This window comes from Geovibrio sp. ADMFC3 (assembly GCF_054687035.1).
This window is the reverse complement of the sequence record NZ_BAAFZG010000002.1, coordinates 1005121-1020660: the sequence shown is the minus strand read 5'-3', so window position 1 is coordinate 1020660 and position 15540 is coordinate 1005121. Positions and strand designations below refer to the sequence as shown.

Genomic DNA, 15540 nt, shown 5'->3' with positions numbered 1-15540 from the left:
AAAAACAATTTGTCAGTACGGCGGATTATAAGGAGGAGTCCAGTTGAGATCTCCCGGAACCCATATCGGACCGGGTTCCCAACCGGGAGTCTGAAGCGGAACACCGCCTATGAGATATATGCGTCCGTCTGTATAGGGGCTTATGGAATCCATCTCGTATATGTAGTGAGCTACAACCTGCCAGAAGTATTCTGGATAGTTGACTCTGTTTGTGGCACTGAGGAAAGCAAGATAGCTATCGTGCGCATCCGCCAGCCATGATGTGGTGGCTATTCTGTATGATTTGTTAGGATCTATGTCCTCTCCGTTGAATTTCAGTGTGCCGGGCTTTATCCATCCGTTGCGGTAAGCATCTTCCTCCTCCATTGTTGTGGGAGGCATTGCAGGGTTGACTGTTCTGTACTGAATGGTGTAGCGGATTTCGGATGAGACTATGCCCCAGCCGCTTGTGCCGGAATTGCCTCTCCCTGAATGCTTGACGGCTGCCGCCTGTTTGAAAAGCTCAATGACTTTGTCTCCCTTGAGTGTCAGCACAACAAGAGTGTCTTCCCCAGCGTCAGGATCAATCATCCCGACTACTTTGCCGAGAAGTATTTCACCCTCTGCTATGGGACCCTCAATATAACCGCCGTTGAGGAATACGAAATCCACAGGCTCGTGCTGATCACGGACATACCATGCGGCACCGTCACAGAAAAGGTTACCCACTGCTGTTTCTCTGAACCTTGAAAGACGGTCGCTGAATCTGCCTTCAGGGAAGAACACACTCACAGGAACCTGTTCCGCCCAGATGTATTCAGCTTCCGCTTTGCCGAGACGGAAATTCATGTCGGAATAGTTGATCGGAGTTATTGATGATTTGGAAACGGGAGTACCGCTGAAAGATTCGCTGAAAACTGAATCGCCCATAGAGTTGACAGCCTGAATCCACACATAATAAAGCTGACCATTGGTAAGCTCCGTTACTCTGGCAGTAACTGTTCCGCTGTCAGGCGAAATATTTACCTCTGTTGCAGTGCTTATATCATTGGTTTCTGAATAAGCAAGCTTGTATCCCGCAGCCTGTGATGCTGCGTCCCATGTTATAACCAGAGCCTTTCCTCCGCCTGTTATTGTGATGTTGTCAGGAACGGAAGGTACTGCATCTGCCGGCTGTGATGAAGCATCGGTAAATGTGTAAGCTGAATCACCCGCTGTGTTTGTCGCCTGAACCCATATACGGTAAGTGTCGCCGTTATCGATTCCGGTTATAAGAGTGCGGCTGCGGGTTGTTTTCTTTACAGAAGCGTCTGCCGGAGGCTCTGTGCCTGTGCCGTCTTTTTTCCAGTAGACCTTATATTCAGTTGCGTATGGGGAATCCTCCCACACTGCTTCAAGCATATTTTCCCATCCGCCCTGATCGGTGATCTGCGGGACGGGAGGTTTTCCGATGGGGGCTCCTGTGAAGGCTGAGCTGAACTCAGCTTTACCGAAGCCCGGATAAACAGAACGAACACGTATGTAGTAGGTTATATCGTTCTGAAGATTGGGAATTGTGAGTGAAACGTGGTTACCTGCAATAGTCGCAGTCAATGGAACCATTGTGGCACTGGAAAGGCTTTCTTCTGTGCCGTACCAGACTTCATAAGTAGCCTCTACTCCCTGAATGGGCGCAACCTTAGTCCATACAAGATCCAAGGAGCCGCTTTTGGGAGTGACGCTCACTGCTTTCGGACTTGACAGAGGAATTGCAGATGTTCCTCCGTCACTGCTGCTGCTAGAACCGCAACTGATTGACATCAAGGAAAATATCAGCGCAGTAAGGATAAGGATAATTGTTTTGGCGGGAAATTTCCCAAAATGTTCAAATCTCATTTTTTCACCCGTTATATATTAAACTATATAGCGGTTATATAGTGTCAGTTAAAAAAAGACAATAATATATTTTGGCCTAATGTTTTGAGAATTAACGAAATAATAATTTATGTTTTGTGTAGTGACAGATACTTATATACGTATTAGTGATGTTTTATTTCCATTATTATTAAATTAAATCGATTAAATTAATATTTTTGACAATACAGAATTATGAATAGTATGTTTATTTCAAGTGTAATTAATTATATATAAACTTTTGATAAAAAGTATCAATTCGGTATCTGACAATTTCAGTATCAAATAGTCTCTTGAGATGATACTTTTGTATTGGAAAATTGAACCGGCCTGTAAATTTAGCTTGTTAACTGATCTTATTGGAGGGCAGCGTATTACGTCCTGATTTCAGGCAGTTCTTCAAATCCGGTTATTTCTTCCAGTTTGTTATCCCAGTTTGCTCTGTGAGATAAGAATATATGCCCTTGGGGTCTTATATTTACATCAGTGTCAAGACTTCCCGCCGGGACAACAACCAACTTGCCATTCATTTGCAAATTAGGCATGGCTGATCCGCATTCCGGACAGAAGCTTTTAATGTGTCCGTCATAATCAAAAGTTCTCACATCTTTTTCTCCGGAAAGCCATGTAAGCTTCGCTGTGGATGAAAACAGGTTTGCCGCATGTGCAGAGCCTGTGTCTTTACGGCAGTATTCACAGTGGCATAGAAAAAAGTTCTCAAAATCACCTTCGACTTCAAAAGTTATTTTGCCGCAAAGACATGAACCGGAATGCTTAGGCATGGTATCTCCTTATTTTTTAAAATTATTCAAACCAGGCTTTTTCAAGGCGTCTTACACCTTCTTCTATGTCTTTTTCCCTGATTGAATTGAATCCGACTATAATCTGACTCGGATCGTGTCGAATTTTATCATACCAATGGGGTAAAAGAGAGTAAACTTTGACATTATTTTCAATGGCTTGCTGTACAAGATCTCCTCCCGGCTGCTTTACCGACAGTAAAATATGAGTTCCTGCGCTTTCTCCGCTTATTTTTACCCTGTCTCCCAGTATTTCTCTGACAGCGCATATAAGAGTGTTTCTTTTTTTGCGGTTAATGGTTTGAAGGCTGTTCATGCGTCTGGTCATGTAACCTTCCTGCATGTAGAAAGTAATGGTTTTCTGCTGAATCCAGGGGATTGCACAATGATAATTATTATACATTTCTCTGTATCTTTCCAGAAGCGGTTCAGGCAGAACAAAATACGATATGCGTAAAGCCGGTGACACAATTTTGGAGAAAGTACCGGAATATATGACACGGCTTCTGTTCATGGAATACATCGCCGGAAGAGGCTTGATGTCATATCTGAACTCATAGTCATAGTCATTTTCTATTATGTATGAGCCGTTTTTCTCGGCCCATTCGGTCAGCTCTACCCGTTTTTCATATGAGAGTACAGCACCCATGGGCATCTGGTGCGAGGGGGTTGTGAATACAAGTCCTGCGGCAGATTTTTTTACCGCTTCGGTATCTATTCCGTCCGCTTCAACAGGGATCGGGATGACTCTGAACCTGTTATTAATGAACGCACGTCTGTTTAACTCAAAGCCCGGGTCTTCAAATGCAACCGATGTCCGGTTGTCCGGCATCAGAGTAGCAACCGTGTCCAAGATAGCTGAGGTGCTGTTTGAAATAATTATCTGTTCAGGGTTGCATGACAAACCTCTGGAGAACCTCAGATGTTTGGCTATCTCTTCCCTGAATTCATACTCCCCCTGCTTGTCACCGTAATAGTCGATCTTTTCGATGTCGGCAGACAGAAGAGCCTTATTGGATAAACGTCTCCACACTGATAAAGGAAAACTTCCTGAATCAAAGTCACTGAAATCAAAATTAAAAATCTTTGTTTCAGCTTGCGGCGCAAGTCTTTTGCGTGCGCTCCTTTCGGACTTGTAAGGCGGATTATGGACAATATAGCCGCTTTTGGGTACGGAAACAGCGTATCCCTCCATGCACAAATTATCATATGCTTTTGTGACAGTGGTTACGGAAAGATTCAGGCTTCTGGCGAGGGAGCGTGTTGACGGCAGCTTATCGCCCTTTCTGTATTCCCCGCAGGTGATACCGGATACAAAGTATTCGTAAACCTGCTCATAGAGCGGTTTTTGAGAGTTTTCATCAATGTAGAGCATGGCGGTCATCCCGTAAATAAAATCAGTATTATAATAACAGATATTCGGCTTCAGGCAACATGTAAGTCCTGATATTCTTTTGTGTTATGTAGTTGTAAACTATTTGTATAAAAGCTTTTATTTCTGTCCATTGCTGGTCTGCATATCTAAAATAAAATCGATCTGCATCTTTCGTGTTAGCTTTGTTTGGTTTAAATATCCTTATCTTACATAAGGAGGCTATATATGAAAGATGAAAAGCTCAGTCAAGGCGTAACAAGACGCAAATTCGGAAAGATATTGGCAGGCGCCGGTGTTATAGCTGCAGCCGGTGCGGTTTCTCCATCCACTCTTTTTGCAGCACAGGAAAAAAAGCGTGAGTTCCGTCCTTTAAGGAACACGGCAGAGGCCATGAATGAGAGAGACACTATTGCCGCACTGCATGACGGCAGGTTCGGGATTCTGTCTACAGTAAACAAAGAAGGTTTTCCTGTCGGAACTCCCATTTCATACGTTTTTAAGGATGGAAATATTTATATCCATACTTCTAAGGTTCCGGGAGAAAAAATGATAAATTTTACAGAAAACCCGGACGTATGTTTCACAATTGTTAACTACGCAATCCCCAGCACTTATAAAAACACTCTGGGTACACTTTTCAAAAGCGTTATGGTTTTCGGGCGTGTGAGCCTTGTGGAAGACCCTGATGAAAAGAAAGCTGTAATGACTGCGATAAGTACAAAGTATCTTCCCACTTTTACAGAAGATATTGAAGGTTATTACAAAAAGCTTAATAAGGCTATGAACGCCTACTGCATAAAGATAGACCATATGACAGGCAAAGAAAGAGGCGAAAAGCACTACTAAGAGGTACAAAACAGGTGGGAACACCATTCTGCGGGCACTTGCTTGCCCGTAGGATGAGTTGATAAGGAAATGTAATGTATAAAATAATTTCAGTTATACTGCTTGGTGCTGTCACAGCGGTTTTTGCAGCGGTGCAGACTCCGGAAGTTAACAAACACGGCGGTATGGACTGTGCTGTATGCCATACTGTAGGAGTGGAAAATCCTGCTCCGGCTGAAGCCTGCGAAGACTGCCACGGCGGTTTTGCAGATGTAGCGGAACTCACGGATATGTATGAATTTAACCCGCATGCTCCCCATGAGCCGTATAATGAAATATCCTGCACAAACTGCCATGCAAACCATAAAGAATCTGTAAACTACTGTGATACATGCCATGATACTGGTCTGAAAGTTCCGTAGAAAGGAGATCTGAATGTTTTTTAAAATAGGTTTCAGTATCAGCCTGATTATTTCAGGTTTTATGTATTATGTTATTTACGGCGGCTTATAAGACTTCCTCCAAAACTGCAAAGCTGAACAGTTCCTGATGAAAAGGCAAAACCGGACAGGCAGCGTACGCTTGTCCGGTTTTGTTATCTTATGGTGGGGATAAAAGTTTTTACAGGTTTGAGAGAGTTTAACTTATGTTTTTATATATGGCTGTATTCCAGTAAAAGGTTTTGTTCTCACTCCCTGCCTTATCGGCAGGGAGTGAGGAAGTAAAAACTTACGGGAGTATCAGTAGGATCCAAACTGACGTTCAACAGCTTTCGGATCGACAGCAAGACCCTGCATCACTTCTTTTGACATTTTATCCGGAAATATTTCTTCACGTCCTTCAATGATTCCTGTAACAATTTCAGCAGCAACATCATCTGGTTTTGCCATAGGCATTTGGAGCCCTTTTGTCGCTCTTGTTTCGACCGGACCGGGGTAAACTCCGATAATTTTTGTTCCCTGCGCTGTCAATATGCCTCTTAGTCCCTGAGTGAGAGAATGCACAGCCGCTTTAGTAGCACTGTATGTGCCTATTGAGGGCATATTCACGAAGCTGAGAAGAGATGCGATATTAACAATGCACCCGCCGCCGTTATTCTTGAGAACAGGTGCAAAAAAAGTACACATAGAATGTGTGCCGAAATAGTTAACTTCTATTTCAACCCGGGCTTTTTCCTGATTACCAAGAAGACCGCCCATGGCAATCCCTGCGTTATTTATCAAAACTGTTACATCACTGCACTTTGCAGCAGCGGATCTGACATTTTCCTGTTTTGTAATATCCAGCTCAACTGGCTGAACACGGGAATCTGAAAACATTCCCTTGAGTGAGTCTGTGTTTCTGGCGCAAGCATATATCTTACTTGCCTTTGTTTTAAGCAGCTCATTCACAATTGCGCTTCCGATGCCGCCATTTGCGCCTGTAACCATAACAACCTGACTGGTAAAATCCATATTGAACCCCTTGATTGCTGTATGTATCGAATGTCAACTCTTTATGTAATATTATAAGTATACGGGAGAGTGTCAAAGGCGGAATTGTAAAAGACTGTTAAATACCGATATGTTCACAGCTTTTGAAGTCTGCTGTATATGGTTGTTCTTGATATTCCCAGAAGCTTTGCTGCCTGTCTGATATTGCCTGTCTGTTCTATTGCCTGAACTATCATGTCGTTTTTTATATCCTTAACTATTTCTGACATGGGGTTTGAGATGTTTCCGCTTCTTTCCAGAATATCTTTTGGCAGGTTTTCCGGACGTATGACTCTGTCAGCTTTTGCAACGGTTACAGCATAGATCATCGCATTTTCAAGCTGCCGCACGTTGCCCGGCCAGGGAAAGCTCACAAGCACTTTCTCTGTCTCTTTTGATATGGTGTAGTGAGGAATGTCAAATCGCTCACAGGTATTTTTTACAAAATGGTCGGCAAGCAGAAGTATGTCTATACCCCTTGTTCTGAGGGGAGGCAGCTCAATGTTTACCACAGCGAGCCTGAAGTAAAGATCCTGCCTGAACTCCTTGCTGTTTATATTTCCGCAGAGGGGTTTATTTGTGGCGGATATTATCCTGAAATCCACAGGGATGCTCTTGTGGCTGCCTATTCTGGTGACGCATTTTTCTTCCAGAACACGAAGAAGAACTGGCTGAAGCTCCAGCGGCATGTCACCTATTTCGTCCAGAAACAGTGTGCCTCCGTTTGCCATTTCAATTTTACCTTTTTTACCGGAGCGGTTTGCTCCTGTGAATGCTCCGCCCTCGTAGCCGAAGAGCTCGCTCTCTATAAGTGAATGAGGTATAGAGGCGCAGTTTATTGCCACGAAAGGACCGGACGGGTTGTAGTTATTGTGGATTGCCTGTGCGAAGACCTCTTTGCCTGTTCCGCTTTCTCCCAGAAGGAGGATATTAACCGGTTTCTCCGAGACAAGCTCAATGGTGTCCTTGAGGTCTTCCATGACGGGGCTTTTGGCTATTATACTGTTGAAAGTAAAGGGTGTTTTCCTATGGCTTTCAGTTTTTTGCTGATCATTTCTCATGGAAATGCGCATTATTGCCCCTTCTGCATGTCTGAGATCGTCACCGTGGAATGGTTTTATATCTGCCTCAAGGTTCACATTGGGATCGCATTTAAGCTGAAAGTTTTTGCTGCTGAGCTGTCGTCCTGTTTCCAGTGCGCTTTTAATAGCCCTGCTGTCTTCAAAACACGAGCAGATGTTGATTTTTACATTGCTTTTATCAAGGCGGAGAAGTTTGATAGCCTTGTTGTTGATATGTATTATGTAGCCTGCCTCATCTATGGAAACATAGCCGTATTCGGAGTTTTCAAATGTTGCCTCAAGGGTCGAGTTCATTATTTTCAGCCGCTTATTTCTTCTGAAAACCCTGAACTGGCTTGATACGGCAGAGGCAACAGCAGTCGCCCAGCCGAGGGCATGCTCCACAAGGCGCGAGCTGTCCGCCTTGAGCTGTACAAGGTTTATGGTTCCGAGAATATCTCCGTATTCGTTGTAAATAGGTGCGGCGCAGCTTATATGATCTCTGAATACTTTGCTGTAGTTAGCCGTGCCGATTATCTGAACCGGTTTCTCGTATTTTCTTGCTAAGGTGTGTGCTGTGCAGCCTATTGTTGTTTCATTCCATATGGATCCGGGCGTGAGGTTAAGCTTGTCCCAGAAAGGGATTGTGCTGCCGTTATCCGGTATCAGGAGAAACACGCCGTTCTCATCACACACGCTCATTGTGAATTCCGTGTGGTCAAGAATACCCTGAAATTCCTCCATAAAAGGCATTATCAGATCAATAAGGAGCTGTTTTCTCGCTAAAGTAATACCAAGCTGCTCCTGTGATAAAACAGGCACACTGATTGATTCACTATCCCAACAGACTCCGCTCTCTTTGGAGATCCTCCATAGGGATAATACTTCATCCGGTATGTTTCTGGAAAAATCAGTGAACATTCCATGTTCAATAAAATATTTCTTTTCGTCTTCAACCGCTTTCCAGAACTCTAAATCAAAGCTTGTAAAACAAATAGGAGTCTTATGTATTGTTCCTTTATGTTTACGCATATAACCATAATGTACCTTCTGAAGGATTAATTCAACAGGAACAGAAAGGGGCTTCCAATCACTAAAATCAAAAGAATGTTCAGTCATCCAGACATGTTCAGTTACAAAACACTTTTCAGAAAGTCTGTTTGATATAAATCATTAATACATAAGAATATGCACTTGTGGCACTCCGTTTGCATCAATAGATTCCGTCATTAAATTTTTTTTTAAAAATTACAATGGAAGGTGTTTTATGGAATCTTCTTCATTGCCTGAGACTGAACAGGCGAAGACCGATGCAATTGTTGAGAGAATACAGCTTGAGCATGCTTCTAAAAAGATCATGTGCGGGCTGCTTCAGTTCGCTGAAACTTCCAGAACGTTTGATGAGCTTGTGCGGCAGGCGGGCATATTGGCGAAAAACATATGCCTCATCCAGCCTCCGGCGACAATTGTTTCATGGCTTATAGACTGTGAGGCTCTTATTGCAGACCAAAGCGGAGCAGATAAAAAGCTCTGGCAGATATCAAAAGAAGGGCATTCTGCTCTTGAAAAGCTAAACCATGTATCAGGTTTGGAGAACATGCTCGGTTCAGAGCCCGAATTCGCAGAGATCTACATAAAAATTCTTCGGTTTTGCACAACCCCCAGAACAAAGGATGAGATCGAAGATATGTTGGAAATTTCGCTTAAGGACTCCGCTGTCCTCGGAGGTTACTTCATCGGTAACCTTGAGGAATCAGGCGGGCTTGAGTGGGACGGTAAATGGTTAACAGTTGAAAACGTACTTGACAGCTCCGTGTGCACCGGCTGTCAGGCTCGTTGACTCATCTGTGGTTTTATTAATTCTATTAAGGAGTAAAAGGTATGAAGCTACTTAATATCAGTAGACGAGACTTCATCAAGGCAACTGTTGTTGCTGGTACAGCCGTGTCAGTAAGTTCGCTCACTAACACAGGGCTCACAGCATCAAAAGCACATGCTGCCGAGAATGACGGAACACAGATCATCAGAACAAACTGCCGTAACTGTACAGCAGACTGCGGTGTTCTTGCCCACATGAAAAACGGCAGAGTCATCAAGCTGGAAGGAGATCCTGAGTTTGAAAGAAGCGCAGGAGCACTCTGTCCCAAGGGCTTGTCGGGGATTCAGGCGCTTTACAACCCCAACCGTCTTAAATATCCGATGGAAAGGGTAGGCGCCAGAGGAGAGAACAAGTGGAAACGTATCTCATGGGACGATGCAATTGATAAAATAGCCCATAAGCTTATGGAAATACGTGAAAAGTACGGTGCGGAATCTGTTTTCGCCTCAACAGGCGGCGGCGGTAACCCCAACTTCTTCACAACATGCAGGGTTGCCAATGTTTTCGGAACCCCTAACTGGTTTGAACCTGGCGCTGCGCAGTGTTATATGCCAAGAACTCTTATGTACACACTTGTTTACGGCGGCGGCTTTGCAGGAGGCAACACTAGCTACGGCGATAACAACAACGTTGAAACCTTTTTTTATGAAGAAGGAAAAACAAAGAGTGTTGTCCTTTGGGCAGCGGCTCCTTCATTCAGCGGTCCCTCACAGGCAGGGCGTATTCTCGCCGAGCTGAGAGCAAGAGGAGTTAAAACAGTAGTGGTTGACCCCCGTTTTACACCTGACGCATCAAAAGCAGATGTATGGCTCCCTCTTCGACCTGGAACAGACGTTGCTCTGGCTCTTTCATGGATAAGATACATCCTTGTGAATGAGCTTTATGACAAAGACTTTGTGATGAAGTGGACGAACCTTCCCTATCTTGTTAATGCAGAGACAAAAATGTTTCTCCGCGAAAGTGATATTAAAAAGAACGGCAGAAAAGATGTTTATGTTGTCTGGGATAAGAAAACAAATTCAGCAAAGGCAATTGAATATCCTTGGGATGATAAACTGTCCCCTGTGCTTGGGGGCTCATTTAAAGTCAACGGAGCAGTGTGTAAAACAGGCTTTCAGCTCCTCAAGGAAAGAGCAGAACCCTGGACACTGGAAAAAGCTGCTGAAAACTGCTGGCTGAGAAAAGAAGACATAGAAAAAGCAGTGAATATATACGCCAGAAATACCCCCGGTGTTCTCGGACACGGAGTTGCCACAGACCAGTTCCCTAACTCAACACAGGCGGCTCATGCCACTGCAATTCTTAATATGCTTCTCGGTAATGTTGAAAAACCGGGTGCAGGTCTTCAGAGATTTGATGATAAAGAGGTCGCAGGTGACGGCGGCTTTAAGGTTAAGACTTCTCCCCTTGTTAAGTTCCTGCCTGAAAAACAGCTTAGAAAACGTCTCGGCGGAATGGAATACAAAGGAATGCTTCACTGGTGGATAGCAAAACCCACAAGCGTTCTGGATGCCATGGAAACAGGAAAACCCTACAAGCTTAAAGCATGGCTTGAGCGTTCCGGAAACAAGCTCGGAACTGTTGCAAACGCCGGAAGGTGGGTAAAAGCACTTCATAATCTGGATCTGATTGTCCATGCTTATATGTACCCGACATCATTTTCAGCCTATGCGGATTACCTTATTCCCCTTAACGAATGGCTTGAAACAGATTTCATAGTTGACTCATTCAACAGAATGTACGCCAGAAGGGCGGTTACTCACCTGTTTGAGACAGGCAATGAAATGTGGTATTACGCAAGGCTGATCAAACGTCTGGGCGAACTTGGGCATGAAAACTGTAAAAGAGCATTTGACCCCAAGGAAACCGCACCGGAACTTCCTTTTTACGACACATGGGAAAAACAGCTCGATGGCTGGTGTAATGCAGGATTCGGAATCACATGGAAGGAATACGTTAAGAAAGCTCCCTTTGAGTTTGCTGCCATGGACGAATGGAGAAGGCATTACGTTTACCTTCAGAAAGATCCCAAAACTGGCAAACCTGCGGGATTCAACACTCCTTCCAAAAAGGCGGAGCTTTATCTTGAAAGCCTTATAACACTCAGCAGAACCGGTCAGCCTTTTTCGCCCTATGTTCTGCCTCCGGCTTCACATGACTATGATCCTCTGCCTTTTTACATGGAACCATCCGAAAGCCCGAAAAGCGCTATGGCAAAGGATTTTCCCCTTGTTATGACAAACGGAAGGCTTCCTTACTGGCATCACCTTACCCTCCGCAATGTTCCGTATCTCAGAGAGATTCAGCCTGTTGCTGAAATCTGGGTGAACCCTGCCGATGCCGAGAAATACGGTGTTCAGCAGTCCGACTGGGTATGGGTTGAATCACTCAGAGGTAAGATTAACGCCAAAGCCCTTCTTACGGAAGGCATACCGAAAGGTGTGGTTTACATGGAGCGTTTCTGGAACCCTGAAACCCTTGGAACCAAGACAAACGGCTTCCGTGAAATGAATGTAAACATACTCAGTAAAGAAACAGAGCCGTTTAACGAAGTTGTGGGAACCTACACGCTCAGAGGCTATCTGGTGAAAATTTATAAAGCTGACGGAGCTCCTGCGGGTGTATGGACAAAGGCTAAACAATTTGAACCGTGGATGCCCAAAGCGTCAGAACCTACAAAAATAGTGGAGCTCTAACATGAAGAAGAAAACATTGGTAATAGATCTTGACCGCTGCATAGGGTGCTACTCATGCGAGATCTCATGTAAAAACGAAAACCTTATAGACCTCGGTGTTTATTACAACAAGGTGCAGACTATGGGACCGTCGGGCAAGTTCCCCGACATCGAAATGTACTACCTGCCCACTGTCTGCCAGTCATGCAAAAACGCTCCCTGCGTTGAGGTATGCCCCACCGGAGCATCTTATATCAATGATGAGGGTGTAATACTCATTGATAAAGCGAAGTGTATAGGCTGTCTCGCCTGTATGTCCGCCTGTCCTTACGGTGCGCGTTCTTTCAATGTCGGAGTTGGTGTAGTGGAAAAATGTACACTCTGCGACCACCTCAAGGCTCCAGATAAACCTGCATGCGTTAAAGCATGCTGCGCCAAGGCTCGTTTTGTGGGTGATATTGAAGACCCTGACAGTGATGTTTCCAAGGCGATAAAAGCAGCCGGAAAAGAAAATGTCCACAGCCTTCCCGATTCAGGGAACGGTCCGACAGTCAGATATATTCTGCACGACAAAACAGCAAAATGGATAAACAAGGAGCAGTGGAAGTTTTTCCCTGATGCCGATTAACGGCGAAATTAAGGGGTCAGCCGATGAAAGGCTGACCCCTTTGAATCCGTAAGGGAGCATAACATGAATAATACAGCGGAATACTCAGAGGTTTTTGCATGCAGAGGCAATATGTACAGCTTTCTGGCACAGCTTTACAAAACCGAGGTTAATGACGGACTCATAAGCAGTATCAAAAATATTCCGGATGCCGCAGAAGGAACCGATGAGTTCACTGACGGAATCAGGATCATGAAAAAAAGCCTGAAAGAATGCAGAGACACTGTAACGGAGCTTGCGGTGGACTATGCCGGAACGTTTCTCGGTGCGGGGAAAACGGAAACAGAGATGAGTGCTTATCCTTATCAGTCTGTTTACACCAGCCCAAAAAGACTTCTTATGCAGGACGCCAGAGACAGGGTGCTTGCGGTTTACCGTAAGTTCGGTCTGGACAGATCCGAGAAGTATAACGAGCCAGAGGATCACATCTTCTTTGAGCTTGAGTTCATGAGTGAGCTTTGCAAAAGGCTCAGCATAAATGAAAGCAGGAATGAGCGTGCGGAGTGTCTCAGGCTTTTAAACGCTCAAAGGGATTTCATCACCGATCACCTCCTCAACTGGATTCCCAGTTTTTGCAGAGATGTGGAAAGAGTAGCCGAAACAGGCTTTTACAAAGGTCTGGCAAAAATAACAACAGCGTATCTTCAGATGGATGCGGCAATAGTTAATGACCTTATAACGGAATACGAGCTGGTCGGGTAGTGTCATGCTTACAAAATGGAATATGACATTTTTTCTGTTTTTCGGCATGTTGAGCGCATCAATGGCTCTGGGGGGTGCTTTCAGAGCACTTCAGCAGGAAAAACCGTACCGTGCTGCGGCCTTTGCCGGAGCTGCCGCTGCGGTTATATCTGCTGCGGTATTTTGCTTCACAATAGGCAGCCCGATGAAAATCATGAATATTCTGGGACATCCCGCCTCCGGTTTAAGCAGTGCCATAATAGCCGACATACTGCTTATTCCTGCGGGGCTGCTCTTATTAAAAAAGAGAGAAAACGGAACAATATCCGGAATAGCAACAGCAGTTTTTACTACGGTGTGCATTTACTGCTTCTCAAGGGTGTACATGATCGTCACACGCCCCGCCCTTGATACTCCGGCGGTTTTTCTGATGTTCCTTTTCCTGTGTATGTACATTGCTCTTTTTCTTCTGAATGACTGGAGAAAGGAGAGCTTTATATTCAGGTTCTATGTTACGGCGGTATCCGCATACTGCATCACGGCGGTTTTCTTCCTTTACCGGATAGGCTCTGCTTCTGTTCATGACAGAGTGCTTCAGCTTCCGAAGCTTTTGTCTGGGGATCTTGCCTGCCTCTTCTGGTCTTCTGTTGTGGTCACACTGATTGCTCCTGCTGCTGCACTGGCTGTCAGTTTTATAAAAGTGAAATACAGGCTTTTTGTTTTTGTGTGCGGAACAGCAGGGCTCTTTCTGCTCAGTATGCTTGTTAATCAGATGCCTGTGGTCTCAAGGGGCGTTGAAGGAAGATTCTTCTATTAGGGAAAGGTTAGCTTGATGAGATTTTCGAGAAGGAGCTTCATTGCATTTGCGGCGGGATGTCTGGCATCAGCAGGGGAAGTTTTTGCCGGTGAAAGAAAGAGTACGTTTCTGCGCCCGCCGGGTGCTGTGGCGGAAGATGAATTTCTTGCCAGATGCAACAGGTGCCAGAAATGTGTGCAGGTCTGCCCCACGAGGGTAATTGTGCCTGCATCGCTGGAAAACGGGCTGATGAGTGTGAATACACCCCATGTATCATTCAAAAAGTCCTATTGCAATTCATGCCTTGAATGCTCAAAGGTTTGCCCCACGGGAGCGCTCAAGCCAGTTACTAAGGAGACTCTTGATATAGGGGCTGCGGTTATCGTTAAAAAAGACTGTGTGGCGTGGGACTTTACGGGCTGTACCGTCTGTGTGGATAAGTGCCCTCTGAAGGCGATTGAGCTTGATGAGGCGAAAAGACCGGTGATCCGCACAGATAAATGCAACGGATGCGGGATATGTGAGGTCGTATGCCCTGCGCCGTCTCTCCGTTCGCACATACAGAATAAGGGGATAATAGTCATAAACAGAGCAGAGGCGGAAGCCGGAGGAGGTTTCCGTGAGTAAAATCAGAATTACCGGAATCCGCAAACTTGTGCTGTATGGTTCGGCACTGCTGATCCTTGCAGGAACGGCAGTATCCTTCGGAACAGGCACTTTCTGTAATGCCTGTCCGGTCGGGTTTCTCCAAATCAGCGCAGCTTCCGGAAGCGTGCCTGTAAAAATGATCCCTGCTGTATTCGGCGGTGTGCTGGCTGTTTATATACTGGGACGTTTTTTCTGCTCATGGCTTTGTACAACAACACTTCTGCGCTCAATGTGCGGCACTGACAAATGCACTGCGTGCAAAGGCGGAGAATCCGGCGGATACAAAAAGCTGTTGCCTTATGCTGTTCTTGCGGCAGCGGTTATCCTTTCGTTTCTGCTTAAGTTTCCTGTTTTCTGCCTTGTCTGCCCCATAGGGCTGTTTTTCGGGGCAGTATTCGCATTCTTTAAACTGTTTGTTGTTATGGAGCCAAGCTGGAATCTTATCATTTTTCCGGCGGTGATATTTGCGGAAGTCTTCATTTTCAGGAGGTGGTGTTCAGTCATATGCCCTGTTTCAGCAGTATTTATGCTTATTTCAAAGATTCTCGGTCCGAAGCTGAGACCGGAGATGAACAGCGAAACCTGTTCCGGCAGTTCCTGCGGAGTGTGCAGGGATGTATGCCCCGAAGGGGAAAGCACTTTAGTCAGCAGCAATGAAAGAACTGAACGCTGTACATCCTGTATGGCGTGCAGAGATGCCTGTCCGACTGATTCCATAGGCTACGGATTATACAGTACATGGAAGCCGGACAGAAAAAACAGTTAGAGATGTGTTGTCTCAAAATAAAT

The 15540-nt window shown here is 45.0% G+C and carries 14 protein-coding genes; 9 read left to right on the top strand and 5 right to left on the bottom strand.

What is annotated here, in order from left to right:
• Positions 1-12: 12 nt before the first annotated feature.
• The 3 genes from ACYRYY_RS05155 to pdxR all read right to left on the bottom strand — a co-directional run bounded on the left by ACYRYY_RS05155 (position 13) and on the right by pdxR (position 4047).
• Complete coding sequence (locus tag ACYRYY_RS05155) at positions 13-1854, bottom strand: fibronectin type III domain-containing protein (protein WP_460214485.1); 1842 nt, start codon at positions 1852-1854, stop codon at positions 13-15.
• Between the two features lie 392 nt (positions 1855-2246).
• Positions 2247-2654 (bottom strand): GFA family protein, encoded by a 408-nt coding sequence (locus ACYRYY_RS05150; RefSeq protein WP_460214484.1) that lies wholly within the window; start codon positions 2652-2654, stop codon positions 2247-2249.
• A gap of 22 nt (positions 2655-2676) precedes the next feature.
• On the bottom strand, positions 2677-4047 hold the full coding sequence (gene pdxR / locus ACYRYY_RS05145) for a MocR-like pyridoxine biosynthesis transcription factor PdxR (protein ID WP_460214483.1): 1371 nt from the start codon (positions 4045-4047) through the stop codon (positions 2677-2679).
• Positions 4048-4272: 225 nt separating this feature from the next.
• On the opposite strand from pdxR, the gene ACYRYY_RS05140 reads away from it, so the two are divergent.
• Positions 4273-4893, top strand: a complete 621-nt coding sequence (locus tag ACYRYY_RS05140; RefSeq protein ID WP_460214482.1) for a pyridoxamine 5'-phosphate oxidase family protein — start codon at positions 4273-4275, stop codon at positions 4891-4893.
• 74 nt (positions 4894-4967) lie between these two features.
• On the top strand, positions 4968-5294 hold the full coding sequence (locus ACYRYY_RS05135) for a cytochrome c3 family protein (protein WP_460214481.1): 327 nt from the start codon (positions 4968-4970) through the stop codon (positions 5292-5294).
• A 318-nt stretch (positions 5295-5612) separates the two neighbouring features.
• Here the strand turns inward: ACYRYY_RS05135 and ACYRYY_RS05130 are convergent, their stop codons facing one another.
• Complete coding sequence (locus ACYRYY_RS05130; RefSeq protein WP_460214480.1) at positions 5613-6326, bottom strand: SDR family oxidoreductase; 714 nt, start codon at positions 6324-6326, stop codon at positions 5613-5615.
• Positions 6327-6439: 113 nt separating this feature from the next.
• The gene (locus ACYRYY_RS05125; protein WP_460214479.1) at positions 6440-8437 is read right to left on the bottom strand and encodes a sigma-54 interaction domain-containing protein; all 1998 of its coding nucleotides are present in this window, start codon (positions 8435-8437) and stop codon (positions 6440-6442) included.
• A 235-nt stretch (positions 8438-8672) separates the two neighbouring features.
• On the opposite strand from ACYRYY_RS05125, the gene ACYRYY_RS05120 reads away from it, so the two are divergent.
• From ACYRYY_RS05120 to ACYRYY_RS05090, 7 genes are all read left to right on the top strand, one after another.
• On the top strand, positions 8673-9245 hold the full coding sequence (locus ACYRYY_RS05120; RefSeq protein ID WP_460214477.1) for a hypothetical protein: 573 nt from the start codon (positions 8673-8675) through the stop codon (positions 9243-9245).
• A 41-nt stretch (positions 9246-9286) separates the two neighbouring features.
• The gene (locus ACYRYY_RS05115) at positions 9287-11980 is read left to right on the top strand and encodes a molybdopterin-containing oxidoreductase family protein (RefSeq protein WP_460214476.1); all 2694 of its coding nucleotides are present in this window, start codon (positions 9287-9289) and stop codon (positions 11978-11980) included.
• Between the two features lies 1 nt (position 11981).
• The gene (locus ACYRYY_RS05110; RefSeq protein WP_460214475.1) at positions 11982-12587 is read left to right on the top strand and encodes a 4Fe-4S dicluster domain-containing protein; all 606 of its coding nucleotides are present in this window, start codon (positions 11982-11984) and stop codon (positions 12585-12587) included.
• Positions 12588-12650: 63 nt separating this feature from the next.
• Positions 12651-13328, top strand: a complete 678-nt coding sequence (locus ACYRYY_RS05105) for a TorD/DmsD family molecular chaperone (protein WP_460214473.1) — start codon at positions 12651-12653, stop codon at positions 13326-13328.
• Positions 13329-13332: 4 nt separating this feature from the next.
• The gene (locus ACYRYY_RS05100) at positions 13333-14124 is read left to right on the top strand and encodes a hypothetical protein (protein WP_460214471.1); all 792 of its coding nucleotides are present in this window, start codon (positions 13333-13335) and stop codon (positions 14122-14124) included.
• Positions 14125-14139: 15 nt separating this feature from the next.
• Positions 14140-14730 (top strand): 4Fe-4S dicluster domain-containing protein, encoded by a 591-nt coding sequence (locus tag ACYRYY_RS05095; RefSeq protein WP_460214470.1) that lies wholly within the window; start codon positions 14140-14142, stop codon positions 14728-14730.
• Complete coding sequence (locus ACYRYY_RS05090; RefSeq protein ID WP_460214469.1) at positions 14723-15517, top strand: 4Fe-4S binding protein; 795 nt, start codon at positions 14723-14725, stop codon at positions 15515-15517. The genes ACYRYY_RS05095 and ACYRYY_RS05090 overlap by 8 nt, the downstream gene beginning before the upstream one ends.
• Positions 15518-15540: the final 23 nt, after the last annotated feature.